The sequence below is a fragment of the Roseovarius sp. 10 genome (genome assembly GCF_033100315.1).
Taxonomy (GTDB): Bacteria; Pseudomonadota; Alphaproteobacteria; order Rhodobacterales; family Rhodobacteraceae; genus M30B80.
In genome coordinates this window covers 469691-494728 of the sequence record NZ_JAWLVH010000002.1, presented here as the reverse complement: position 1 = coordinate 494728, position 25038 = coordinate 469691, and the positions used below count along the sequence as shown (strand labels likewise).

At 56.8% G+C, this 25038-nt stretch carries 18 protein-coding genes; 12 read left to right on the top strand and 6 right to left on the bottom strand.

Annotated features, from left to right (window positions below; translation table 11 throughout):
* Nucleotides 1–97: 97 nt before the first annotated feature.
* Nucleotides 98–3592, top strand: a complete 3495-nt coding sequence (dnaE, locus tag RYZ18_RS09610) for a DNA polymerase III subunit alpha (RefSeq protein ID WP_317656490.1) — start codon at nt 98–100, stop codon at nt 3590–3592.
* A 3-nt stretch (nt 3593–3595) separates the two neighbouring features.
* Here dnaE and RYZ18_RS09605 read toward each other — a convergent pair whose 3' ends face one another.
* Nucleotides 3596–3796 (bottom strand): SlyX family protein, encoded by a 201-nt coding sequence (locus RYZ18_RS09605; protein ID WP_317656489.1) that lies wholly within the window; start codon nt 3794–3796, stop codon nt 3596–3598.
* A 137-nt stretch (nt 3797–3933) separates the two neighbouring features.
* On the opposite strand from RYZ18_RS09605, the gene hisS reads away from it, so the two are divergent.
* Genes hisS through hisG form a run of 3 tightly spaced genes read left to right on the top strand, consistent with a single transcriptional unit; the run spans nt 3934 to nt 7210 of the window.
* Entirely contained in the window at nt 3934–5415 is a 1482-nt protein-coding gene (hisS, locus tag RYZ18_RS09600) for a histidine--tRNA ligase (RefSeq protein WP_317656488.1), read from the top strand.
* Nucleotides 5412–6524, top strand: coding sequence for an ATP phosphoribosyltransferase regulatory subunit (locus RYZ18_RS09595; protein WP_317656486.1), 1113 nt, complete (start codon nt 5412–5414; stop codon nt 6522–6524). Before hisS ends, RYZ18_RS09595 begins: the two co-directional genes overlap by 4 nt.
* Nucleotides 6521–7210: an ATP phosphoribosyltransferase gene (gene hisG / locus RYZ18_RS09590; RefSeq protein WP_317656485.1), complete on the top strand. Its 690-nt coding sequence runs from the start codon at nt 6521–6523 to the stop codon at nt 7208–7210. Before RYZ18_RS09595 ends, hisG begins: the two co-directional genes overlap by 4 nt.
* Here the strand turns inward: hisG and RYZ18_RS09585 are convergent.
* The gene (locus tag RYZ18_RS09585) at nt 7207–7638 is read right to left on the bottom strand and encodes a DUF1489 family protein (protein WP_317656483.1); all 432 of its coding nucleotides are present in this window, start codon (nt 7636–7638) and stop codon (nt 7207–7209) included. The two genes, hisG and RYZ18_RS09585, sit on opposite strands and share 4 nt — an antisense overlap.
* 117 nt (nt 7639–7755) lie before the next feature.
* On the opposite strand from RYZ18_RS09585, the gene RYZ18_RS09580 reads away from it, so the two are divergent.
* The 7 genes from RYZ18_RS09580 to yghU all read left to right on the top strand — a co-directional run bounded on the left by RYZ18_RS09580 (nt 7756) and on the right by yghU (nt 18425).
* On the top strand, nt 7756–10035 hold the full coding sequence (locus RYZ18_RS09580; protein ID WP_317656481.1) for an adenosylcobalamin-dependent ribonucleoside-diphosphate reductase: 2280 nt from the start codon (nt 7756–7758) through the stop codon (nt 10033–10035).
* A 153-nt stretch (nt 10036–10188) separates the two neighbouring features.
* Nucleotides 10189–11115 (top strand): lipid A-modifier LpxR family protein, encoded by a 927-nt coding sequence (locus RYZ18_RS09575; protein ID WP_317656479.1) that lies wholly within the window; start codon nt 10189–10191, stop codon nt 11113–11115.
* Between the two features lie 143 nt (nt 11116–11258).
* Complete coding sequence (locus RYZ18_RS09570) at nt 11259–12350, top strand: Hint domain-containing protein (protein ID WP_317656477.1); 1092 nt, start codon at nt 11259–11261, stop codon at nt 12348–12350.
* Nucleotides 12351–12550: 200 nt separating this feature from the next.
* Nucleotides 12551–13171, top strand: a complete 621-nt coding sequence (gene rpsD, locus RYZ18_RS09565) for a 30S ribosomal protein S4 (protein WP_317656476.1) — start codon at nt 12551–12553, stop codon at nt 13169–13171.
* Between the two features lie 131 nt (nt 13172–13302).
* Nucleotides 13303–14292, top strand: coding sequence for a YcjF family protein (locus RYZ18_RS09560; protein ID WP_317656474.1), 990 nt, complete (start codon nt 13303–13305; stop codon nt 14290–14292).
* 212 nt (nt 14293–14504) lie between these two features.
* Nucleotides 14505–17483, top strand: coding sequence for an isoleucine--tRNA ligase (gene ileS / locus RYZ18_RS09555; RefSeq protein ID WP_317656472.1), 2979 nt, complete (start codon nt 14505–14507; stop codon nt 17481–17483).
* A 78-nt stretch (nt 17484–17561) separates the two neighbouring features.
* The gene (gene yghU / locus RYZ18_RS09550) at nt 17562–18425 is read left to right on the top strand and encodes a glutathione-dependent disulfide-bond oxidoreductase (RefSeq protein WP_317656471.1); all 864 of its coding nucleotides are present in this window, start codon (nt 17562–17564) and stop codon (nt 18423–18425) included.
* Here the strand turns inward: yghU and RYZ18_RS09545 are convergent, their stop codons facing one another.
* Entirely contained in the window at nt 18426–19187 is a 762-nt protein-coding gene (locus RYZ18_RS09545) for a YgfZ/GcvT domain-containing protein (protein WP_317656470.1), read from the bottom strand.
* A 137-nt stretch (nt 19188–19324) separates the two neighbouring features.
* On the opposite strand from RYZ18_RS09545, the gene RYZ18_RS09540 reads away from it, so the two are divergent.
* A complete protein-coding gene (locus RYZ18_RS09540; RefSeq protein WP_317656469.1) occupies nt 19325–20530 on the top strand; it encodes a pyridoxal-phosphate-dependent aminotransferase family protein in 1206 nt (401 codons plus the stop codon).
* A gap of 1 nt (nt 20531) precedes the next feature.
* On the opposite strand, the gene RYZ18_RS09535 is transcribed toward RYZ18_RS09540, so the two are convergent.
* The 3 genes from RYZ18_RS09535 to deoC are packed head-to-tail and all read right to left on the bottom strand — an operon-like array spanning nt 20532 to nt 25036.
* Nucleotides 20532–21635 (bottom strand): pyridoxal phosphate-dependent aminotransferase, encoded by a 1104-nt coding sequence (locus tag RYZ18_RS09535; RefSeq protein WP_317656467.1) that lies wholly within the window; start codon nt 21633–21635, stop codon nt 20532–20534.
* A gap of 15 nt (nt 21636–21650) precedes the next feature.
* Complete coding sequence (locus tag RYZ18_RS09530) at nt 21651–24014, bottom strand: aldehyde dehydrogenase family protein (RefSeq protein WP_317656465.1); 2364 nt, start codon at nt 24012–24014, stop codon at nt 21651–21653.
* An 8-nt stretch (nt 24015–24022) separates the two neighbouring features.
* On the bottom strand, nt 24023–25036 hold the full coding sequence (gene deoC / locus RYZ18_RS09525; protein WP_317656464.1) for a deoxyribose-phosphate aldolase: 1014 nt from the start codon (nt 25034–25036) through the stop codon (nt 24023–24025).
* Between the last annotated feature and the right edge of the window lie 2 nt (nt 25037–25038).

The window sequence follows — 25038 nt, the reverse complement described above, 5'->3', positions numbered from 1 at the left end:
AGACAGGGTTCCTCCCGTGAAGGCCGCCTGCATCCCTTTGGAGATGCAGGCGGCTTTTTTGCTTTTCTGCTCGGCGCGCATTTCATAGGTTGGGTTTATGTCAAAGCCTCGATTCATCCATTTGCGTGTGCATAGCGAATATTCGCTGCTTGAAGGGGCGATGCGGATCAAATCTTTGCCGCAATTGGTGGCCGATGCAGGCATGCCCGCTGTCGCAGTGACAGACACCAACAACATGTTCTGCGCGCTTGAGTTTTCCGAATATGCGGTCAAGGCAGGTGTGCAGCCGATATTGGGGTGCCAGATTGATTTGGCCTATGAGGCGGCGGCGCAGGGCGAGAAACCGCGCCCCCCGCGCGGCATTGTTCTTTTGGTGAAATCGCGTCAGGGTTACTTGAACCTATTAAAGCTGAATTCGCATTTCTACTTGCGCGGCGATGGCCAGATTCCCCATGTCACCCTTGATGAATTGGCGGCGCATAATGAGGGGTTGATCTGTCTTTCTGGTGGCCCTGAGGGGCCGTTTGGCGCGCTGCTCTCTGCGGGGCAAATAGCCAAAGCCGAAGGATTGATGGCGCGATTGGCTGAGATCTTCGGGGATAGGCTTTATGTTGAATTACAGCGTCATCCCATAGATCAGGGTCTGCCCGAGGCAGAGGCGCTGAGTGAGCCGCATTTGATTGATATGGCTTATAAGATGGGCCTGCCCCTTGTGGCGACCAATGACGTCTATTTCCCCAAACCAAAAATGTATGAGGCGCATGACGCGTTGATTTGCATCGCGCAAGGGGCCTATGTCGATCAACAAGAACCACGCCGTATCCTGACATCTCAGCATTATTTCAAAACCCCCGAAGAGATGGTGACACTCTTCGCTGATCTGCCCGAGGCGATTGAAAACACGGTCGAGATTGCACAACGCTGCGCCTACCGCGCGCGCACCCACGACCCGATCTTGCCGCGCTTTGCCGAGAACGAGGTTGAAGAACTGCGCCGTCAGGCCAATGAAGGTCTGCAAGCGCGCCTTGCGGTGATCCCGCATGCGGCATCAGTTGAGGACTATCAAAAGCGCCTCGATTTCGAATTGGACATCATCGAGGGGATGGGCTTTCCGGGCTATTTCTTGATCGTGGCCGATTTCATCAAATGGGCCAAGGAGCATGACATCCCAGTCGGGCCTGGGCGCGGGTCGGGTGCAGGCAGCCTTGTGGCCTATGCCTTGACGATTACCGACCTTGATCCTCTGCGTTATAGCTTGCTGTTTGAGCGCTTCCTCAATCCTGAACGCGTCTCAATGCCCGATTTCGATATCGACTTCTGCATGGATCGCCGCGAGGAGGTGATCCAATATGTGCAGGAAAAATATGGTCGCGACCGCGTGGGGCAGATCATCACCTTTGGTGCGCTGTTATCCAAGGCGGCCGTGCGCGATATCGGGCGGGTTTTGCAAATGCCCTATGGCCAGGTGGATCGCCTGTCAAAAATGATCCCTGTTGAGGGGGTCAAACCCGTGAGCATCGAAAAAGCCTTGGCCGATGAACCGCGCCTGCGCGAAGAAGCGCAGGCCGAAGAAGTGGTCGCGCGGCTTTTGGATTATGGTCAACAGGTCGAGGGGCTTTTGCGCAATGCCTCAACCCACGCCGCGGGCGTTGTGATCGGTGACCGCCCTTTGGACGAGTTGGTGCCACTTTACCAAGACCCGCGCTCGGACATGCCTGCAACCCAGTTTAATATGAAATGGGTAGAACCTGCGGGCTTGGTGAAATTTGATTTTCTCGGCCTGAAAACCCTGACTGTGGTGCAAAATGCCATTGATTTGATCCATTCATCGGGCCGCGATTTGCATGTCGCACCAGATGGCCACGCGCTCTATCAACCGCCTGAGGGGGCAGAAAACCAGATCAACGCGATCCCGTTAGACGATGAAGCGACCTATGCGCTCTATGCTTCGGCCAAGACTGTTGCGGTGTTTCAGGTGGAAAGCTCGGGCATGATGGATGCCCTAAGGCGTATGCGCCCCACCTGCATTGAGGATATCGTGGCCCTTGTGGCGCTCTATCGCCCGGGACCGATGGAGAATATCCCAACCTATTGCGAGGTGAAGAACGGGATCAAAGAGCGTGCCTCGATCCATCCGTTGATTGATCACATCCTCGAAGAGACGCAAGGCATCATCGTATATCAAGAACAGGTGATGCAAATTGCGCAGGTCATGGCAGGCTATAGCCTAGGCGGTGCGGATTTGCTGCGCCGCGCCATGGGGAAGAAGATCAAAGAGGCCATGGATGCCGAACGCCCCAAATTCGTGGAAGGGGCAAAGGCAAATGGGGTCGACAAGGCCAAGGCCGAAGAAGTGTTCGACCTTCTAGAAAAATTCGCCAATTACGGCTTCAACAAATCCCACGCGGCCGCTTACGCGGTTGTCAGTTATCAAACCGCTTGGCTTAAGGCGAACCATCCTGTCGAATTCATGGCTGCGGTGATGAATTGCGATATCCATCTGACGGATAAGCTGTCTATTTACAGCCAAGAGGTGGGTCGCCTTGGCATAGAGATCGTGCCGCCTTGTGTTAATCGCTCGCTTGCTACGTTCTCCGTGTCTGATGGGCGCGTGGTCTATGGCTTGGGTGGCTTGAAAAATGTCGGTGTCGATGCAATGCGCCTGATCGTTGAAGGGCGCGGAGATCAGCCCTTTGCATCGCTCTTTGATTTCGCTCGGCGGGTTGATTTGAAACGGGTGGGCAAGCGGCCGCTTGAGATGTTGGCGCGCGCAGGCGCCTTTGACGAGCTGGATGCGAACCGCCGCCGCGTGTTTGACAGTTTGGATGCGCTGGTCGCCTTTTCTGCTGCAATTCATGATCAAAAATCGTCAAACCAGACCTCCCTATTCGGGGAAGGGGGCGATGATTTGCCTGAGCCACGCCTGTCTAATCCGCCAGATTGGTTGCCGAATGAACGGCTTTCCCGAGAGCATCAGGCGGTTGGTTTCTATCTTTCTGGCCATCCTTTGGATGAATATATGCCAAGCTTGAAACGCTCAGGCTGTTTGTCGCTGCGTGAGGTTGAGGCGCGGGTGCAAGGGGGGGCTTTTGTCACCAAATTGGCAGGGGCGGTTGCGGTCAAGCAAGAGCGCAAAAGCCAGCGCGGCACCCGTTTTGCCTTTGTGGGTCTTTCCGATCCAACGGGACTTTACGAAGTAACAGTGTTCTCTGACCTGCTCGAGTCTGCTCGGCATTTGTTAGAGGCGGGCCAGAATGTGGTGTTGACCGTTGAGGCCACCTATGAAGCGGAGCAATTAAAACTCCTTGCTCGCGCGGTACAGCCCATTGATGCGGTTGCCGCACAAGGTGGGGCTACAGGCTTGAGGGTGTTTGTCGAGGACGCGGCCGCTTTGCCGCAATTGGCCAATGTGTTGGGCGAGGCCAAAAAGACTAATGCATCGCGGGTGACAGGCCCAATTCAATTATGCCTGACAGCCGCCGATCTTCCGGGTGAGGTCGAAGTCCTCTTGGGCGAGGATTACCCCGTCAATCCCGCCATAAAAGGGGCGCTGAAATCTTTGGGCGGTGTCATCGCGGTGGAAGAGGTCTAACCCTCACCAATGGGGCGGTTTTTGATTGGCGGCGGGCATATCGCCTGCGGCTTCACGATCTGCCTCACGCTGCATCAGCATCTCAACACGGGCAGTGAGACGGGTGATTTCCCGATCTTGGCGTGCGACCACCTCTGAGAGGTCATCGACTGTGCGGGTGAGATGGGCCAAATGCATCTCCAAATCATCGCGAGAGGCGCTCATGGGGCCTATGATCCTTGTCTGGGATTGTGTCGTTGCGTTCGGATGCAAACTAACCTTTGCAGGGGCCCCATGACCACCCCTCTCTTGCCCCTTTGACGCGAGGGCGCTACACCACGCGCGAGATCGAGGATATGGTTATGGCAAAAGAGAAAAAACAGCCCCGCCCTAAAGCAGAGACGCCGCGTGGATTTCGCGATTACTTCGGCGCGGAGGTGTTGGAGCGGCAAGAGATGCTTGCCAAAATTGCCGAAACCTATCAGCGCTATGGCTTCGACCCGCTTGAGACATCCGCCGTGGAAACCGTGGAGGCCTTGGGGAAATTCCTGCCTGACACGGATCGCCCCAATGAGGGCGTTTTTGCTTGGCAGGAGGAGGAAGACGGCGGTTGGGTCGCGCTGCGCTATGACATGACCGCCCCCTTGGCCCGCGTAGCGGCGCAATATCGCAATGATTTGCCAAGCCCCTATCGCCGCTACACCTTTGGCCCCGTTTGGCGCAATGAGAAGCCAGGGCCGGGGCGCTTCCGCCAATTCTACCAATGCGATGCCGATACGGTCGGCGCGGCCAGCGTTGCCGCAGATGCCGAGATTTGCGCGATGCTGTCAGACACGCTTGAGGCTGTGGGTATTCCGCGCGGCGATTATGTGGTGCGGGTGAACAACCGTAAGGTGTTGGATGGGGTTCTGGCGACCATTGGATTGTCCTCCGAGGATGAAGCTACCCGCCAAGCTGTGCTGCGCACGATTGATAAATTCGACAAAGTGGGCCGCGAAGGCGTGATCCAATTGCTGACCAAGGGCCGTTTGGATGAGTCTGGGGCTTATATCGATGGCGTGGGTCTTGATGCGGCAGCGGCCGATCAGATCGTGGCATTCCTGTTGGCGCGCGCAGACAGCAATGCCGAGACTTTGGTGATGCTGCGCAAGCTGATTGGCACATCTGCGATTGGTGAGGCTGGGGTGGCCGAACTTGAAACCATTGCCACGCTGCTTGACGCGCAAGGCTATGGCCCCGACCGGATCGTGATTGATCCTTCGGTGGTGCGTGGCCTTGGCTATTATACGGGCCCCGTGTTCGAGGCGGAGCTGACCTTTGAGATTCTGGATGACAAAGGCCGCCCGCGTCAATTTGGGTCTGTTGCAGGCGGCGGACGTTATGACGATTTGGTCAAACGCTTCACAGGCCAAGATGTGCCTGCAACGGGTGTGTCCATCGGGGTTGATCGCCTCTTGGCCGCATTGCGCGCCAAAGGGCGGATCAGCGGCGCGATGCAGGGGCCTGTCGTGGTGACGGTCATGGATCGCGACCGCATGGCGGATTATCAAGCCATGGCGACTGAGTTGCGCAATGCGGGCATCCGCGCCGAGGTTTACTTGGGCAACCCTAAGAATTTCGGAAATCAGTTGAAATATGCAGATAAACGCGAAAGCCCTGTTGCGGTCATCCAAGGTTCGGACGAGGCCGCGCGCGGCGTGGTTCAGATCAAGGATTTGATCTTAGGGGCCAAGATTGCAGCCAATGCAAGCCTTGAGGAATGGAAGGCGCAACCTGCACAGCGCGAAGTGGCGCGCGGTGATCTGGTCGCCGAAATTCGCGCTATATTGGAGCGTCAGGGATGAGCCAAAAAGCGGCCATTCGTTCGGAGGCGGAGCGGTTCTTTGCAGCATTTCAAGCCGCGGGCGCCGTGGCTTTTGAGGCCGATCATTTGCTGCCTGCTGATACGCTGCTTGATCTCTATGGCGAAGATATCCGCGCGCGGGCTTATGTCACGCATGACCCCAATCGCGGCGAAATGATGCTGCGGCCCGATTTCACCGTGCCCGTGGTGCAGCGCCATATGTCGGACGGGGCGGAGCCTGCGCGCTACAGCTACATGGGCGAGGTTTTCCGCAAGCAGGAGGCCAGTCCCGCCCGCGCGAGCGAATATCTGCAAGTGGGATATGAGCTGTTTGATCGTGATGACCCTGCGCGCGCAGATGCCGAAGTCTTTGCCCTTTTTACCTCATTGCTTGCCCCATATGGCCTGCGTGCCGTCACTGGCGATATTGGCGTCGTTTTGGCCGCGATATCTGCCCTTGATACAACCGAGCGGCGCAAACGCGCCTTGCGGCGTCATGTGTGGCGTCCGCGCCGTTTTCGGCGCTTGCTGGATCGTTTTTCAGGCCGCAGCGATGCCCCTGCGACCCGTGCAGCATTGATTGCCCAGATGTCGGATTTAGGGCCTGAAGCCATGATTGACGCCACTGAAAATTGGAGTGGTCTACGCAGCCCCGCTGATGTCTTGCGCCGTATGCGCGCTTTGGCCGAGGATGATGATGCGCCCAGTATTTCGGCGGCGCAGGCCGAAGCCTTGGAGCGGGTTTTGTCCTTGCGCGAAACCCTACCAAACGCAGTCGCACAATTGCGGGATTTGGCTGTGGATTTACCGCAGATCGATAGCGCCATTTCAGGCTTGGTGCGCCGTATTGAGGCGATGTCCGCCGCAGGTGTCGCCGTAGATGACCTATGGTTCGAGGCCTCCTATGGGCGGACGAATATGGAATATTATGATGGGTTTGTGTTCGGCTTTTTCAACGAAACTGACCCGCATATGCCCCCCGTTGCCACAGGTGGACGCTATGATGCGCTGACCAAAATCTTGGGCAATGGTCGTGAGATTGCTGCCGTGGGCGGGGTGATCCGTCCTGAATTGCTGCATGGCCTCTCGTGTCAGGAGGGTGGCATATGACGTTGCGTATTGCGGTGCCGTCTAAGGGGCGATTGATGGAAAAGACCTTTGATTGGTTTGCAGCGCGCGGGGTTGAGATGCGCCGCGCAGGCTCAGAGCGCGATTATGCTGCCGAAGTTTCGGGGGCGGATATGCAGTTGATGTTGCTGTCTGCGGGAGAAATTCCGCGCGAAATGGCGGCGGGCCGCATTCATTTGGGCGTGACAGGCACCGATCTTGTGCGTGAGAAGATCCCCGCATGGGATCAGTCGGTCGAAGAATTGGCCGAGCTTGGATTTGGCTTTGCGGATTTGGTTTTGGCCGTGCCGCAATGTTGGATTGATGTGGATTGCGTGGATGATCTGGACGCTGTTGCCGCAGATTTCCGCGAGGCCCATGGGATGCGTTTGCGGATCGCCACGAAATACCATCGTCTTGTGCGGGACTATCTGCGCGCTGCAGGTGTTGCCGATTATCAATTGGTCGACAGCCAAGGCGCGACCGAGGGCACCGTGGCGCATGGCACGGCGGAATTGATCGCTGATATCACCTCAACAGGGGAAACCTTGCGGGCCAATAACCTGAAAATCCTGTCGGATGGGATGATCTTGCGCAGCCAAGCGATGCTGTTTCGGGCGCGCGGCGCAGATTGGACAGATGGGGCCCGAGCCGCCCTTGATGGGCTGAAAACCAAGCTTTCGATCTAAAGAACGCCGATTTCAGCCAAAGCAGTTTGCAATTCACGCGGCAAAGTTTCTTCTTCTGCGCGATTGGCGTTTAAATCTCGGGGGCTGTCTTCGGGTTTGAGGTAGCGCCACCCTTGAAACGGGCGTTTGGGCGTGGGTGTCACGCGGGTGACGTCCTGTTCCAAAACGATGCCGCAGCGCCTGATCCCATCGCCGCGATCAACCTCCTCGAGGGCCAAGATTTTTTGGCGGCACAGGATCAATCCTTTGAACACCCAATAAAGCGATCCGCCTGCAAGAATTTCTGCCTCACGCTTGGGCCACATCCGTGTCACATGGCGCGGCAGGCCCGATGGCCCCAAGGCGCGCGGGTTCTTTTGCCAGTTCAAAAGATCCTGCACCTCTTCGGCGCCGACACATAATTTGACCAGATTTATGGTGCTGCTCATATCTCTTCCCCAAAGTCCCTCAAGATATGGTATGCTATTTTTCACAAGGTTCAAGTTGACCGCTTGCGCCAAGGCCCCTAGTTTGTGTTTCCCCATCTGATCGTGAAAGTCTGCGCTATGTCTCGTTTTGCCGCCCCGATTGCTGAACAAATTTGGGATATGAAATATCGCCTTAAAGAGGCGGATGGCACACCCATTGACCGCACTGTCGAGGACACTTGGCGGCGGATCGCGCGGGCTTTGGCCTCGGTGGAGAAAGATCCCGCCTATTGGGAAGAAAAATTCTACGAAGCCCTTGAGGATTTCAAATATCTACCGGCAGGTCGCATCACGGCGGGTGCGGGAACGGGGCGCAGTGTCACGCTTTTCAATTGCTTTGTCATGGGCACAATCCCCGACAGCATGAGCGGCATTTTTGATATGCTCAAAGAGGCGGCTTTGACGATGCAGCAGGGGGGCGGGATCGGCTACGATTTCTCGACCATCCGACCCAAAGGCGCGGATGTTAAGGGCGTGGCCGCGGATGCCTCTGGCCCGCTGAGTTTTATGGATGTTTGGGATTCCATGTGCCGCACGATTATGTCGGCTGGCTCGCGCCGCGGCGCGATGATGGCAACGATGCGCTGCGACCACCCAGACATCGAAGATTTTATCACCGCCAAATCTGATGCGGCGCGGCTGCGGATGTTCAATGTCTCTGTTCTCGTCACCGATGCCTTTATGGAGGCGGTCAAAGCGGACGGGCCTTGGGAATTGGTGTTTGACAACAAGGTTTACCGCACGGTGCAGGCGCGCGACCTGTGGAACCAGATTATGCAATCGACCTATGATTACGCTGAGCCAGGTGTGATTTTTATCGATCGCATCAACCAATCCAATAATCTGGCCTATTGCGAAACCATTGCGGCAACCAATCCGTGCGGCGAACAACCTTTGCCGCCCTATGGGGCGTGTTTGCTTGGTTCTGTTAACCTTGCGCGGCTTGTGCGCGCGCCGTTTGAGGCGGATGCGGCCCTTGATCTTGAGGCGCTGAAGGATTTGGTGCGGGTCGCTGTGCGGATGATGGATAACGTGGTGGATGCCAGTCGTTTTCCCCTCGAGGCACAGGCGCGCGAGGCCCAAGCAAAGCGGCGCATTGGTTTGGGTGTGACGGGTTTGGCCGATGCCCTTTTGATGCTTGGCCTGCGCTATGGCGCCGATGACGCAGTGGCGCAATCCGAGATTTGGATGAAGGAAATTGCCCATGCGGCCTATTGGGCTTCGGTTGAATTGGCGCGGGAAAAAGGTGCATTCCCCTTATTTGACGCCGAGGCGTTCTTGGCGTCCGGGAATATGGCGCAGATGGATCAAGATTTGCGCGAGGCGATTGCCAAAGATGGCATCCGAAACGCGCTTTTGACCTCGATTGCGCCCACAGGCACCATCAGCCTTTATGCGGGAAATGTCTCCTCTGGGATTGAGCCCGTTTTTGCCTATAGCTACACGCGCAAAGTGTTGCAGCGGGATGGGTCGCGCAGCGAGGAGGAGGTGACCGATTACGCGGTAAAACTTTGGCGCGAAAAACAGGGTGATGCAGAATTGCCTGCGTTTTTTGTAAATGCGCAAACCCTTGCCCCTGCTGATCATGTGCGCATGCAGGCGGCCGCGCAGAAATGGGTGGATAGTTCCATCTCGAAAACCATCAACGTGCCGCAAGATATCAGCTTTGAGGCCTTCAAAGATGTCTATCTGCAGGCTTATGAAACGGGCTGTAAGGGGTGCACCACTTATCGCCCCAATGATGTGACGGGCAGTGTCCTGAGTGTTTCTGAGGCAGAAGCAAAGCCAGATGGCGCCACCGCGCGCGAGGCCTCTACGGGCGAAGTGGTTTATATCTCCGAGCCGCTAGAGCGGCCGCAGACCCTAGAGGGCAATACCTATAAACTGAAATGGCCCGATAGCCCGCACGCGATTTATATCACGATCAATGATGTCGTGCTCAGCGGTCATCGTAGGCCGTTTGAGGTGTTTATCAATTCCAAGAATATGGAACATTACGCGTGGACAGTGGCGTTGACGCGGATGATGTCGGCTGTCTTCCGCCGCGGCGGTGATGTGAGTTTCGTGGTAGAAGAACTCAAAGCCGTGTTTGATCCGCGCGGGGGGGCATGGATTGGGGGTAAATATGTGCCCTCGATCTTAGCGGCGATTGGCGGTGTTATCGAACGGCATCTGATCTCAATCGGGTTTATTTCGGGCGAGGGGATGGGGTTGAAAACCGATCCCACCGCCGAGGTCTATGATTTGGGCGCAGGCCGCACAGGGGCGGCAGAGTGTAATTCCTGTGGGTCTTCTGCGATGCGGATGAGCGAGGGGTGCATGACTTGCACCGATTGCGGCTATTCAAAATGCGGCTAAGTCCCTGTGGATAACACAGCACAGTCATAAACAAATTTTAGACACAATTTTATTATTAATTGCCTTGTGAACGCGGCTGGCCGTAATCTGGCCCTGTCAGGTTTATTATGCGCTCGCCTTTGGCCAGAGTGACGTTTGCAAGGATATTTAATAATGCGATTTGGTTCCAAAGGCATCCTGCTTGGGCTGTTGATCATTGCGGGGGGCGCTTTGCCTGTGGCCGCTGAAGACGCGGGATTTACCTATCTCGGCAATGGGCGGTTGCTGAACAATGATGTCATTGGGGATGGCGAAGATCGGTGGCGCACAGGCTCCTATTCCATCAGCGTGCTTTACGGATCGGAATGGCAGGGTGATTTGACCTCACGCCCGCTCGATGTCATCGAATTCCGCCTGCGCGGCGAGGCGATTGCTCCTGCCAATGTCACGACCCCTGCGCTGAATGATCGCCTCTATACGGGCGTGTTGGCCTTTGGGGTGCATAGCCATTTCAATTGGCGCGGTGCCGATATTGCGATGGGCGCGGATATTTTGGGGGTTGGCCCACAGACAGGCATTCGCGAGTTGCAGCGCGATTTGCATGAGGCGTTAAGCCAACCCGTTGTGAATGCCGGCAATCGTGAATTGCAAAACAAGACCCTATTGGATCTTAGTTTTGAGGCGAATAATGAATATGCGATCTCCGAAGGGGTCTTTCTGCGCCCGTTCCTTGGTCTGACCTACGGGGCAGAGGATTTGGCCCGTTTTGGGTTTGACCTGACATTGGGTCAATGGGGGCAAAACGGGTTGCGCCTACGAGATCCAATCACGGGTCAGCGGTTTAGTGGTATAGCCTCTGAGGAGGACAATGGGCTATCTTTGGTCTTGGGTGCGGATTGGGCCTATGTCGATGCCTCTGAATACTTACCCGCGGGCCATGGTGCTGATGCACAAGATGAGCGTCACCGCCTACGCGGGGGTGTGCATTATGGCCAAAACGGCTACACGGCCTTTTATGGGGTGACCTATCTCTCGCCCGAATTTGCCGGCCAAACTACGGGGCAGGTTGTTGGGTCGGTCAGCCTTGGATGGAATTTCTAACCCCCCTCCTTGAACATAGGTCTATGTGCGAAAATTCGCCAAGACGCGTCAAAGGGGATTCACAGAACGAATCACCCATGCTAGCTTGCCGCCCAAGCCGAAACATAAACGGCACGCATTGAGGCAAGTAAGGCAGGCATCGCATGAGCATGGGGTTGCGCGGTGCGTTCATCATTTCTTGGGCGCAGACGCGGATCGAGGGAGACTCGGACTATAATAAGAAAGATCTGGCTGAAGGGATGAGTTGGAGCTGGCACGGTCGTGCCTTCCCGCTTGAAGGCAAAGACGCCGCCCTTGTTCTGACATCCAGCCGTGATCTTCTCCAACTTCGTGCCAAAGCGGCGCGGGTCGTGCATAAGTTCATGCAAAGACCCGCGCCCCTGCCTCACTTGTCGAGCGACCTTGACGATCCCCTGTATCGTGATGCGATGGTGCTGTCCGATGGCGTGCGGTTTTTTAGTGCCGTTCCCTTGACCCTTGAGGATAGCCGCGAAACGGTATTGCTCTTTCCCGATGGCATGCCACCCGCGCGCCAACATTTGACAATCATCTCTTTGGGGGGCGGGTTTTCCGCCCGCTTTCGCCGCCAAGGCCCTGTTGTTTGCTTTGTCAAAGGCACGCGATTGGCCGCACTGAAAGGGGAAATTGCGGTCGAGGATGTGCGGGCAGGGGATTATCTTGTCACCCGCGACAATGGTTTGAAAGAAGTCCTCTGGGTGGGACAGCGCAGCCTGTCAGGCGCGCAGCTTTTTGCCATGCCGCATCTTCGCCCAATTCGATTGCCGCAGGGTCTTTTTGGGAAAGGCAAACCTGAACCCGATCTCTTGGTGTCCCCTGATCATCGCGTATTGATTAAATCGCCCGAGGCACGGGCGCTTTGGGGCGAAGATGAGGTCATGATGCGCGCACAGGATTTGGTAGGCGATTTGGGCGCACGGGTGGATCACCGCGCGGCCTCTGTCACATATTTCCACGTTATGCTTGAGGGGCATCAGGTCGTGATTGCAAACAGTGTCGCGGTGGACAGTTTCCACCCTGCTTATGCAGCACTGCCCGAGGACGAGATGGATGCCGATGCGGCCGCCTGCCTTGATGACCTTTATGAACGTCATCCTGATCTTGCAGGCCATCCCGATCTGTTTGGCCCTGCTGTGCGGCGGATGTTGGGTGCGGCTGAAGCCGCGATTTTATCCGCCCATCTTGGGCCATCGCGTGGGATTTACGGCTTAAGCTAGGCTTGATTTCCCCCATGCGCTTGACAGCGCGAGGAATCCCCTATAGCCCCCGCGTCACTGAGGCACCGTTTGCGGTGCTTCTTTTCATTGGTGTTGGTGGCCCCCGCAAGGGAACGCCTGTCGGCCAAAGCGAAAGCAGCGGCAAAGGACAACGCCCTTCATAGCCCCGATCTGGGGCGTTCTAACGAAGGAGATCAGCCGTGACCAAACGCACGTCTGCCAAGTATAAAATCGACCGCCGCATGGGCGAAAACATTTGGGGTCGCCCCAAATCCCCAGTAAACCGCCGCGAATATGGCCCAGGCCAGCATGGTCAGCGCCGCAAGGCGAAACTGTCTGACTTCGGCACGCAGTTGCGCGCCAAGCAGAAGCTGAAGGGCTATTACGGCGATTTGACCGAAAAGCAATTCCGCCGCATCTATGCAGAAGCAGAGCGCGTAAAAGGTGATACAGGTGAAAACCTTATCGGCCTGTTGGAGCGCCGCTTGGACGCCGTTGTTTACCGCGCGAAATTCGTGCCAACCGTTTTTGCGGCCCGCCAATTCGTAAACCACGGCCATGTTTTGGTGAACGGCAAGCGCGTCAATATCCCATCCTACCGCGTGAAGGAGGGTGATGTTGTTGAGGTGCGTCAGAAATCCAAGCAATTGGCAACAGTTCTGGAAGCTGTGCAATTGGCAGAGCGTGATGTGCCTGACTATGTCGAGGCCGACCATTCCAAAATGACCGCGACTTTCGTGCGCACCCCTAGTTTGGGCGATGTGCCATACCCTGTCGTGATGGAACCAAACCTCGTGGTTGAATTCTACGCGAAGAACTAATCTTCGCCGCCACAAGTTCAGAAGATCAAAAGCGCGCCCCCTGTGGCGCGCTTTTTTGTGACTGTTCCTCTGCAGGGTTCTTTGCTTATGCTCGCCCTTGCGGGTGACGGCGAAGTGAGGAGGGGGGGCGTATGGCCACGCGGAAAAACCCAATCATCTTGGATGAGGAAACGGCGGGCGTTGGTGACGCGTCCCCCGTGGACGCGCCTGCGATTTTTGACGCGCCATCCGCCGCGCCCGATGAACGGCCCGCGCCCCAAAAGATGTCAGGTGCATCGCGGTTTTTGCTCTGGTCGGCGGGCGGCCTTGCCAGTGCGCTTTTGATCAACGCTGTTTGGGGTTTTGTTCTTGATATGATGGCGCGCGGCACAATCTGGGGGCAGGTGGCCCTTGTGAGTGTGGGCCTGTTTTTCGTGGCTGTAATCGTCTTTGCGATCAGCGAATGGCGGGCCTATGCGCGGCTGTCGCGCATGACGGCTTTGCAGGCTGAGGCCCAATCGGCCTTGACCGCCCAAAACCTTGCACAGCTTTCCGCTTTGATCCCCAAACTGCGCGCGCTTTATCGCGATCGCATGGCCGTGCAGGGCGCAGCAGACCACCGTTTGCAGAGTGTCGAGGATGTGCTTGATGCAGATTTGCGAATGGGCGTGATTGAGACAGCGTTTTTGGAAGGGCTAGATGCACAGGCCCGTGCTGAGGTGGCCCAAGCCACCCGCCGTGTCGCCAGTGTCACGGCCCTCGTTCCGATGGGGTCGCTTGATATGGTCATCAGCTTTTGGATCAATCTGCGGATGATCCGCCGTGTGGCCGAGATTTATGGTGGGCGCGCGGGCACGTTTGGCGCCATGCGCTTGGCGCGGTCTGTGATTGCGCAACTTGTGGCGACAGGGGCCATTGCCCTTGGGGATGATTTGCTCAGTTCTACTTTGGGCGGGTCATTGGCAGGGAAATTATCGCGCCGCTTTGGTGAAGGCGTCTTAAATGGGGCGATGACCGCGCGGCTTGGGGTAATTGCGATGCAGCTTTGCCGACCTTTGCCCTTTCACGCCTTACCCCGTCCTGCTTTGCGCAGTGTTTTATCCGAGGCATTTTCTGGGCTTTTCACGGGATCAAAGGGCTGATCGCGCAAAGCGCGGCTTTACCCCGCGCGCCAGCAGCGATATAGGGCTAAGCATGAGACGGATGAACACGCAGATTTCCCTACGAATTATCTGCCCGGCGCTCTGATCAGCAGGGCCGCCGGGACTAAGGTGTTGAGCTATCGCGCCGCTCTTTCCCCGCTCATTGGTCATGGCCTGCCATGACCCGTTTCAGCCAATAGGACGTCCTTCCCATGTGTGCCGATCTTCCCGACTATAAAGACACGTTGAACCTTCCCCAAACTGATTTCCCGATGCGCGCAGGCCTGCCACAGCGCGAGCCTGATTGGCTGGCCCGTTGGGAGAAAATTGGCGTTTATCAACGCCTGCGCGACAAGGCGGCAGAGGCGGCTAAGGCGGGCGCGCCACGCCCACCATTCGTGCTGCATGATGGCCCCCCCTATGCCAATGGTAATCTGCATATCGGTCACGCACTGAACAAAGTGCTGAAGGATATGGTTGTGCGCAGCCAGCAGATGATGGGCCATGAGGCGCGCTACATTCCTGGTTGGGATTGTCACGGCCTGCCCATCGAATGGAAGATTGAGGAGGCCTATCGCGCCAAAGGCCAAGATAAGGATAAAATTGACGTTGTCGATTTTCGTCAGGAATGCCGCCGCTTTGCCGAAGGGTGGATTGATGTGCAGCGCGAGGAGTTCAAGCGCCTTGGCGTAACAGGGAATTGGGACAAGCCATACCTCACCATGGATTTCCACGCCGAGGCGGTGATCGCGGGCGAGTTTATGAAATTCCTGATGAACGGCGCGCTTTACCAAGGCTCGAAGCCCGTGATGTGGTCGCCCGTTGAAAAGACCGCATTGGCTGAGGCGGAAGTCGAATATCATGACCGCCAGACCGATGCGATTTGGGTGCCGTTCCGTGTTGCACGAGGTATCCTTTCAACTGGGGCAGCTCCATCTACAGAACCACCTATTCCAACTGGCGCTGAGACTATAGACGAGCGCGACAACTTGTTTGTCGTGATCTGGACAACCACCCCTTGGACGATTCCGCAAAACCGCGCGATTTGTTTTGGCCCTTCGATTTCCTATGGGCTCTATGAGGTCACCGCGACCCCTGACGAATGTTGGGCCAAGGTTGGTGATCGCTATCTTGTAGCTGATAAACTGGCCGAGGATGCGCTTGGCGCGATGCGTCTTGAGGCGGGCCACTACACGCGCCTGCGCGATGTCAACGCCGATGAATTGGCCACGCTTGTCACCCATCACCCGCTGCATGGGGCTGAGGGCGCGAATGGCGAATGGGATTTTGAGGTCAAACTTTTTGCAGGCGACCATGTCACCGATGATGCGGGCACGGGTTTCGTGCATACCGCGCCAAGTCACGGGGATGATGACTATCAAATCGGCCTCAAGCATGGGCTTGAGATGACCTATAATATTCTGGATGACAGCAGTTTCCGCGCTGATCTGCCCTTCTTTGCAGGGCTTCGCGTCATCGAAGAAAACGGCAAGGCGGGTAAGGCCAATAAGGCCGTGATCGACAAGCTGGTTGAGGTTGGCGGCCTGCTGGCCCGCCGCCGCATCACCATCTCGGACGCGCATAGCTGGCGTTCAAAAGCGCCTGTGATCCGCCTGAACCGCCCGCAATGGTTTGCAGCCATTGATCGCGAGATTGGCGGGGATGACACCTATGGCAAGACCATCCGCGAACGCGCGCTGCGCTCGATTGATGAATTGGTGACATGGACACCGCAAACTGGGCGCAATCGTCTGCATTCGATGATTGAAGCCCGCCCTGACTGGGTTTTGTCGCGGCAACGTGCATGGGGTGTGCCGCTCAGCTGCTTTGTCAAAAAAGATGCACAGCCAAGTGACCCCGATTTCTTGCTGCGCGATGACGCGGTGAATGCCCGCATCCTTGAGGCCTTTGAGGCTGAGGGCGCAGATGCATGGTATAAGGAGGGGGCCAAAGCCCGCTTCTTGGGCAATGAATATGACCCAGATGCCTATGAGCAGGTCTTTGATATCTTGGATGTTTGGTTTGACTCTGGCTCGACCCATGCCTTTGTCTTGCGGGATCGCGAGGATGGCTCAGAGGATGGGATTGCCGATCTCTATCTTGAAGGCACAGACCAGCATCGCGGGTGGTTCCATTCCTCGATGTTGCAGGCTTGCGGCACAATCGGTCGCGCGCCCTATCGCGGTGTTCTGACCCATGGCTTCACGCTGGATGAGAAGGGCATGAAAATGTCCAAATCCTTGGGCAATACGGTCGCGCCGCAGGCGGTGATTGACCAATATGGCGCCGATATCCTGCGGCTTTGGGTGGCGCAATCCGATTACACGGCGGATTTGCGCATCGGGCCTGAGATCTTGAAGAACGTGGCCGACAGCTATCGCCGTTTGCGCAACACGATGCGGTTTATGCTTGGGTCCTTGGGTGATTTAACGGAAGCCGACCGCACAGAAGCCGCCGATATGCCCGAGTTGGAGCGGTTCATCCTGCATCGTTTGTCAGAGTTGGATCGGATCGTGCGCGAAGGCTATGCGAAATATGATTTCCAAGGCGTGTTCCAAGCGCTGTTCAATTTTGCGACCACTGATTTGTCGGCCTTTTACTTCGATATCCGCAAAGACGCGCTTTATTGTGATGGTGATACTGCGCAACGCCGTGCGGCGCGCACAGTTTTGGATCACCTATTCCAACGCCTGACCACTTGGCTTGCGCCGATTTTGACCTTCACCATGGAGGAGGTCTGGCTTGAGCGGAACAAAGACCCTGAGGCCTCAGTGCATCTGGTGGATTTCCCCGACACCCCTGCGGCGTGGCATGATGCAGACTTGGCCGCGAAATGGGCGATGATCCGCCGTGCGCGCCGCGTGGTGACAGCCGCGCTTGAGGTGCAGCGCCGTGACAAGGTGATTGGGGCCTCCCTAGAAGCCGCGCCTGTGATCTACGTGGCAGATGCCGCAATGCGCGCAGCGCTGCAATCTGTGCAGTTCGAGGATTTGGTCATCACTTCTGCAGTGACGCTGAGCGATGAGGCGATGCCCGCGGATGCCTTCACCTTGCCTGAAATTGAGGGGGTTGGTGTGGTCTTTGCCAAAGCGGATGGCGAAAAATGTGCGCGCTGTTGGAAAATTCTGCCTGATGTGGGCAGCCACAGCCATGCCCATGTTTGCGGGCGCTGCGACAGCGCGTTGACCTGAAAATCGCAATCTCGTGACTTGGAACCTGACCCGAAAGGGTTAGGATCCTTTTTATGTTCAAGAAATGAGGGACGGATCATGTCGGAAAATGCGCCATATACCCCGCCAAAGGTTTGGGTTTGGGACAAGGAGAATGGCGGCAAATGGGCGGGTCTGAACCGCCCGATTGCAGGGCCTACCCATGACAAGGATTTGCCACGGGGCGATCATCCGTTTCAGCTTTATTCATTGGCTACACCGAATGGGGTGAAGGTCACCGTCATGTTCGAGGAGCTGCTCGCCGCGGGTCATGCGGCGGAGTATGACGCGTGGCTGATCCGTATCGGGGATGGCGATCAATTCGGGTCTGGCTTTACCGATGTGAACCCAAATTCGAAAATTCCCGCGCTGATGGATTATTCTGGCCAAACCCCTGTGCGCGTTTTTGAATCGGGCGCAATTTTGATGCATTTGGCCGAAAAATTTGGCGCCTTTTTGGGCCGCCCAGAGGATCGGCCAGAACTCTTGTCGTGGCTTATGTGGCAAATGGGAAGCGCGCCCTATTTGGGCGGCGGTTTTGGGCATTTCTATGCCTATGCCCCATTTGCGCAAGAATACCCGATCAATCGTTTCGCGATGGAGGTGAAGCGCCAATTGGATGTGCTTGATCGTCATCTTGCAGGGCGCGATTGGATGGTGGGGAATGAGATAACCATTGCCGATATTGCCATTGCCCCATGGTATGGCCGCCTTGTGCGCGGTGAGGCCTATGACGCGGGCGAGTTTCTCTCCGTGCATGACTATAAAAATGTGGTCGCTTGGGCCGAGCGGTTCTATGCCCGCCCTGCTGTGCAGCGCGGTGCGATGGTCAACCGCACCTATGGCCCGCTTGAAGGGCAATTGCACGAGCGTCATTCTGCCGATGATTTCCTGAACCGCACGCAGGATAAAATCGGCGGGTGATTACTCGGCGAAATGCACCTCGGCTGCGCCCGCCTGCATAACAGCTTGGGCGCGGTCAAAACGTAAATACGCCAGTGCTTGATCCCCAGAAATGCTATGAAGCTGCCCGACCTCGCGGCCGTTTGCGGTGATGAGGTCGCCTTCCACAGCTGTGCCGCTGACCGTGACCCGCGCCAGCCCTTTGCGCAGTTCTGTCTTGTGTTTCATCCGCGCTGTCACCTCTTGGCCGACATAGCACCCTTTTTTGAAATCCACACCATTTAGCCGCTCAAATCCAAGTTCTAGGATATAGCTGTCATTGGGGATCAGTTCGCGCCCATGCTCGGGGATCAAATGGGCAATGCGCGTGGTTTTCCATCCTGCCGCATCCCATAAGTTGGGCAAGCCCGACTGGCCATAGGCGCGCCACCCAAGGGCAGGGTCACGCGGATCAGCATATGCCCCTTGTGGCAGGGTGCCATGCCCCACGGCCACTGTCATATCCGAGAGGGTCAGTGCCACATCTGCGCGCAGCTTATACATCGACAAGCGCTGCATCAGCGGTGCAGCCAAATCACCGTCCACATCAAGCAAAACGCGATCGCCGCGAGTCAGCATGAAAAAATCAGCCAGATACTTACCTTGCGGGCTCAGGATCGCGCTGTAGCGCAGCCCTTCGGCATCTTCAGGGAGGGCATTGGTGGTCAAACCTTGCAAGAATTTCTCGCGGTCAGACCCTGATACCTCAATGATTTTACGATTTTGTGGCTGCTCTTTAGTCATGGCGCTGTTTCCCTTGTCTTGACCAGAGAGCTAATCATTCTTGCGCTCTTGCCAAGGCCGTCAGAGTAATTGAAATTGCACCAAGACGCAAAAGCCTGTGCCTTGCTTTTTGCCGATTTCAACAAAGGGACACTTCCATGAGCCTTGCCAACGGTCGTCACTATCTTGCCATTCCTGGCCCTTCGGTCATGCCTGATCGCGTGTTGCAGGCCATGCATCGTCCCGCGCCGAATATTTACACGGGCGAGTTGGTCGAAATGGTGCATGGGCTGATCCCTGATCTCAAGGCGGTTGGTCGTGCGCAAAAGGCGAATGTGGCGATTTATATTGCCAATGGTCATGGTGTCTGGGAGGCGGCGCTGTGCAACACGCTGTCGCGGGGCGACAAGATTTTGGTGCTTGGCACGGGGCGCTTCTGCCTTGGATGGGGCGAGTTTGCGGCGGGTCTGGGTATTGACTGCGAGATCATTGATTTTGGCCCTCAATCCGATATCGACATGACCCGTGTGGCTGAGGTCTTGGCGGCAGATAAGGCTCATGAGATCAAGGCCGTTCTCGCGGTGCAGGTGGATACCTCTAGCAGTGTGCGCAATGATATTTTGGCCCTGCGGCAGACCTTGGATGCAGCGGGGCACCCCGCGCTGTTATTCTCTGACAACATCGCCTGTCTCGCCTGTGATGCGTTTGAATTTGACGCATGGGGCGTGGATGTGATGGTCACAGGCAGCCAAAAGGGTTTGATGACCCCGCCCGGGATTGGGTTTGTTTATTTCTCGGAAAAAGCGGATCAAGCGCGGGGACGGGCCAATTGTGTGACGCCCTATTGGGATTGGCGGCCCCGTGTGAATCCGACCGAATTTTACAAATATTTCAACGGCACTGCGCCGACCCATCACCTTTATGGGTTGCGTGTGGCTTTGGACATGATCTTGCATGAAGAAGGGTTGGAGGCCGTTTGGGCGCGCCATGCTACTTTGGCCCGTGCCGTATGGGCGGCGTTGGAGCGTTGGGGCGCGAATGGCCCTGTCGCGGCCAATATTACGGATCCTGCGAAACGCTCGCATGCTGTGACCACCGTGGATATGGGCACGGGGAATGGCGCGAAGATGCGCGATTGGATGACGGCCACGGTGGGCGTGACACTGGGCATCCCGTTGCAGGGGTTGCGTCCCGACCCTGCGCGCGCAGTTGATTTTTTCCGTATCGGCCATATGGGGCATGTGAATGCGCATATGGTTTTAGGTCTGTTGGGCAGTTTGCAAGCAGGTATGAAGGCGATGCAGATCCCACATGACCCAACTGGGTTAGAGGCCGCGATTGAGGTCATTGGCGAAGCAGGCTGATCTAGCCGAGGGTGGCAAGCGCTTTTGGCAATTCTGCCTCAAGATGTGCCAACATCGCGGCATCCCCGCATGAGACGCGGATTGTGCGATTGAGCGGGGCAATCGCGGGCATGCGGAGAAATACGCCGCGCTTGGTCAACTCGTTGAGAAGCGCCGCTGCATAGGCACCATCGCGCCCGCAATCCACCGCCACGAAATTCGTGGCCGAAGGCAGCGGCGTTAAACCATTCTCTTGCACGATACGGGCAATCTCGGCGCGAGCTTGGCTGATTTTCTGAACGGTTTGGTTGAGGTAATCTTGATCCTTCAGGGCCGCCAAAGCGCCGGCTTGTGCGATACGCCCCATCCCAAAATGGTTGCGGATTTTGTCAAAGGCACGGATCAGCTCGTGATGGCCGATGGCATAACCCACGCGAAGCCCCGCAAGACCATAGGCTTTGGAGAAGGTGCGCATTCGGATCACGCGGGGATGGCTAACATCCATCGCAGGAATGGCCTCTTGCGGCGCGGTATCGGCATAAGCCTCGTCCAAGATCAGCACCGTCTCAGGGGGCAGCGCGGCGATAAGCCATTCGATTGTCTCGGCCTTGTGCCATGTGCCCATAGGATTGTCGGGATTTGCAAGATAAAGCAGCTTTGCGCCGGTCGCCCGCGCCGCCGCAAGCAGTGCTTCAGGGTCTTCGTGATCGTCTTTGTAGGGCACAGCTGTAACCTGCCCACCGAACCCCGCGACATGGTAAAGAAAAGTGGGGTAAGCCCCAAGCGAGGTAACGACAGCATCGCCCTCAGCCACCAACAGCCGCACCAAATATCCAAGTAAGCCGTCTATCCCTTCGCCAACCACGATGTTTTCAGGCGCGACCCTATGGTGGGCAGCAAGGGCATGACGCAAATTATGGAGTTCAGGATCGCCATACATCCACACATCGCGCGCTGCGGCCTGCATTGCGGCGATCGCCTTGGGTGAGGGGCCAAAGACACTTTCATTGGCGCCAAGCCTTGCGACAAAGTCAAAGCCCTGCGCGCGTTCTTGCGCCTCGGGGCCGACAAACGGGACTTTTGCGGGCAGGCTATCAATAAGCTTGGTGTAGCGTGGGCTGGTCATGAAATGGCTTGATCCTCAGGCCCCGTATGGAACCCAAACGGTTTTGACTTCAGTTGCTTCTTCCAAAAATACCACGCCCTCACAAGCGGGATTGCGCCAATCGGGGCTTTTGCCCTTAAAGCCTGACAGACCCCAACTGCGCTTGAGGTTGAGAGAGGCCTTCGTGTCAACGAGATGCGCCTCTATATTTGCATTGAAATTCCAGATTGCATCAACGGCCATATGCGCTGCTAAATCTGTGGCCATCTCGGATGGGTCGCCCGTCACAATATTGATCACGCCTGCGGGCACATCGGATGTGTCGAGCACTTGATAGAAATCGGTCATCGCAAGACCACCTTCCAAACTGGGCAGGAGAACCACGCGGTTCCCCATCGCGACCGCAGGCGCAAGAAGCGAAATTGCGCCCAAGAGCGGGGCGTTTTGCGGGGCTATGATGCCAATCACCCCGACCGCCTCGCGTAGCGCCATCGCTAGGCCGCGCAAGGGCACGGCCCGCGCTTCGCCTGCGAATTTGTCGGCCCATGCGGCATAGCTGAACAGGCGGCTTAGGCTTGTTTCAACCTCCGCTTTGGCGGTGGCTTTGGATTGTCCTGTGAGATCACAGAGACGTTCCGCAAATTCCTGTCCGCGCGCCGCCAAATTCTCGGCGAGGTAATACAGGATTTGCGCGCGACTATGGGCCGGCATCGTGCCCCATCCTGACGCAGCTTCCGCAGCCTCAACGGCGTTGCGAATATCCTTGCGGTTGCCGCGGCCCAATTGGCCAAGCATGTCGCCCGATTTTGACCAAATTGGAATGACATGGCCGCCATCAGGGCGCACTTGTTTGCCGCCAATGTAAAGTTTGGCGGTGCGGTCTATCGCGGGTGTATTGGCCTGCTTGGGCGTTGCAGGGGCGGGGTGGCGCACTGGTTTTTCAATTTTGGTCAGGGGCAGCGGTGCCTTCATATAGGCGCGCAGCCCCTCAACCCCACCTTCACGACCAACCCCTGATTGACGCACCCCGCCAAAGGGCGCGGCAGCGTCAAACATATTGGTGCCATTGACCCAGACAACACCCGCTGCCAGTTTCGGGGCAATATCAAGCGCAAGGCTGATATTCTCGCTCCAGATTGACGCGGCAAGGCCGTAACGCGTGTTATTGGCAAGGCTCACAGCCTCCTCAGGGGTACGAAACCGCGCGGCCACAAGAACGGGGCCAAAAATTTCTTCCTGCATCAGGGGGTGGGCGGTGCCAAGATCGGTGATCAGCATGGGCGGCAAAAAGCAGCCTGTCTCAGGCAAGACACATTCAGGGCTGAATGCATCAACATCCGCCACCATGTCGCGCACGCGGGCGGCTTGGCTGTCATCGACCATCGCGCCGATGTCGATGGATTTATCCAGCGGATCACCCACGCGCAGTTTTGCCATCCGCGCGCGAATTTTGGCATAGACCTCATCGGCCACGCTGTCCTGCACCAACAGGCGTGACCCCGCGCAACAGACCTGCCCTTGATTGAACCAAATCGCATCAACCAAGCCCTCAACAGCGCTGTCGAGATCGGCATCATCAAAGATGATGAAGGGCGATTTGCCACCCAATTCGAGGCTGAGTTTCGTGCCTGATCCTGCGCGGGCTTGATAAATTTTGCGCCCAACTTCGGTTGAGCCTGTGAAGGCCAATTTGTCGATGCCTGCATGCGCAGCCAAATAGGCACCCGCTGCGCCATCCCCTGTTATGATGTTCACAACACCCTTGGGCAGGCCAACCTCCTGACAGATTTCTGCGAATAGAAGGGCGGTCAACGGGGTGAACTCGGCAGGCTTCAACACAACCGTATTGCCCGCGGCCAAGGCAGGGGCAATTTTCCAAGCGAGCATCAACAGCGGAAAGTTCCAAGGAATGATTTGCCCACAAACACCAAGCGGTTGATGGTCTTCGGCCACAGTTCCGCGCAATTGGGCGAGGCCTGCATGATAGTAGAAATGCCGCTGAGCAAGCGGAATGTCGACATCGCGTGCCTCGCGGATTGGCTTGCCATTGTCGAGAGTTTCGAGAACTGCAAAGAGGCGACTGTGTTTTTGCAAAGCCCGCGCCAAAGCATAAAGGTAGCGCGCGCGCGCATGATCGCTGAGCCGTGACCATGGCCCGAAGGCCTTTCGCGCCGCGCTAATGGCCGTGTCTATCTCGGTTTCAGTTGCTTGCGCGACATGCGATAGAACCTCGCCACGGGCAGGGTTGCGGGTTTCGAAATGATCTTGGCCCTTAGTGAAGCTGCCATTGATGAAATGTCCAAACTGGCCATGATGCCCCGCAATCCATGCGCGCGCCTCAGTATCGGCTTCGGGCGCGGTGCCATAGTCCATGGTTTCGAAAATTTCGGTGATATTCATGATCTGCCTCAGGCCATCGGGTGATTGTAACGGGCGGAATAAGCACCCGTGGCTTGGTGTTCGAGTTGGCGTTCAATATCGCCAAGAAGAGAGGACGCGCCAAAGCGGAAAAGCTGCGCGGACATCCAAGCTTGTCCCAATTCTTCTTTCATCAGCGCCAGATAGGTCAGCGCGTCCTTCGCTTTGGAAATGCCACCTGCGGGTTTGTAGCCGACCTTAAACCCTGTGCGCGCCTCATAAGCGCGGATTGCGCGGATCATGGTTAGGCTGACGGGTAGGGTGGCATTGACCGCTTCCTTACCGGTTGAGGTCTTGATGAAATCTGCGCCCGCCATCATGCAAACGAGGCTTGCGCGCGCAACATTGCGCAGTGTTCCAAGTTCGCCTGTGGCCAAGATCGCTTTGACATGGGCCGCGCCGCAAGCCGTGCGAAACTCTCGCATCTCGTCATATAGAGCCTGCCAATTCCCCTCGAGGACATGGCGGCGCGAAATCACAATATCGATTTCTTGCGCGCCCGCGGCAACGCTTTCCTTGATCTCTGCCACGCGCAGATGAAAGGGCGACAACCCCGCAGGAAAACCTGTGGATACCGCTGCCACAGGGATGCCGCTGCCCTCCAGCGCCTTAAGCGCAGGCTCGACCATGTCGTGATAGACGCAGACCGCCCCCACTGTGATCTGTGGCAGTCCCAGACGCTCTAGAATATCTGCGCGCACGGGCTGCTTGGCCTTTTCACAAAGCCGCGCCACCCGCGCTTTGGTGTCATCGCCTGACAATGTGGTCAGGTCGATCATCGTTACGGCGCGGGCAAGCCATGCTGTTTGATATGCCTTTTTCACGCTGCGCCTTGTGCCAATTGTGGCTGCGCGCCGTTCAATTGCAGATCGATTTGCTGTAGCACGCGCAACCCAATCAAGGTCGAGCGCCATTCCCTCGTTGCGGGGGAGGTGCAATTGCGGCAGCTGCGCATGGCCCGTCTGGTGGCCCGTTGCGGCAAAAGTTTTGGTGGTTTGGGTCATGT

Bases quoted from the DNA above. Each gene is read 5' to 3' on its own strand.
- dnaE (WP_317656490.1), top strand. From the start codon at position 98: ATGTCAAAGCCTCGATTCATCCATTTGCGTGTGCATAGCGAATATTCG.
- RYZ18_RS09605 (WP_317656489.1), bottom strand. From the start codon at position 3,796: ATGAGCGCCTCTCGCGATGATTTGGAGATGCATTTGGCCCATCTCACC.
- hisS (WP_317656488.1), top strand. From the start codon at position 3,934: ATGGCAAAAGAGAAAAAACAGCCCCGCCCTAAAGCAGAGACGCCGCGT.
- RYZ18_RS09595 (WP_317656486.1), top strand. From the start codon at position 5,412: ATGAGCCAAAAAGCGGCCATTCGTTCGGAGGCGGAGCGGTTCTTTGCA.
- hisG (WP_317656485.1), top strand. From the start codon at position 6,521: ATGACGTTGCGTATTGCGGTGCCGTCTAAGGGGCGATTGATGGAAAAG.
- RYZ18_RS09585 (WP_317656483.1), bottom strand. From the start codon at position 7,638: ATGAGCAGCACCATAAATCTGGTCAAATTATGTGTCGGCGCCGAAGAG.
- RYZ18_RS09580 (WP_317656481.1), top strand. From the start codon at position 7,756: ATGTCTCGTTTTGCCGCCCCGATTGCTGAACAAATTTGGGATATGAAA.
- RYZ18_RS09575 (WP_317656479.1), top strand. From the start codon at position 10,189: ATGCGATTTGGTTCCAAAGGCATCCTGCTTGGGCTGTTGATCATTGCG.
- RYZ18_RS09570 (WP_317656477.1), top strand. From the start codon at position 11,259: ATGAGCATGGGGTTGCGCGGTGCGTTCATCATTTCTTGGGCGCAGACG.
- RYZ18_RS09560 (WP_317656474.1), top strand. From the start codon at position 13,303: ATGGCCACGCGGAAAAACCCAATCATCTTGGATGAGGAAACGGCGGGC.
- ileS (WP_317656472.1), top strand. From the start codon at position 14,505: ATGTGTGCCGATCTTCCCGACTATAAAGACACGTTGAACCTTCCCCAA.
- yghU (WP_317656471.1), top strand. From the start codon at position 17,562: ATGTCGGAAAATGCGCCATATACCCCGCCAAAGGTTTGGGTTTGGGAC.
- RYZ18_RS09545 (WP_317656470.1), bottom strand. From the start codon at position 19,187: ATGACTAAAGAGCAGCCACAAAATCGTAAAATCATTGAGGTATCAGGG.
- RYZ18_RS09540 (WP_317656469.1), top strand. From the start codon at position 19,325: ATGAGCCTTGCCAACGGTCGTCACTATCTTGCCATTCCTGGCCCTTCG.
- RYZ18_RS09535 (WP_317656467.1), bottom strand. From the start codon at position 21,635: ATGACCAGCCCACGCTACACCAAGCTTATTGATAGCCTGCCCGCAAAA.
- RYZ18_RS09530 (WP_317656465.1), bottom strand. From the start codon at position 24,014: ATGAATATCACCGAAATTTTCGAAACCATGGACTATGGCACCGCGCCC.
- deoC (WP_317656464.1), bottom strand. From the start codon at position 25,036: ATGACCCAAACCACCAAAACTTTTGCCGCAACGGGCCACCAGACGGGC.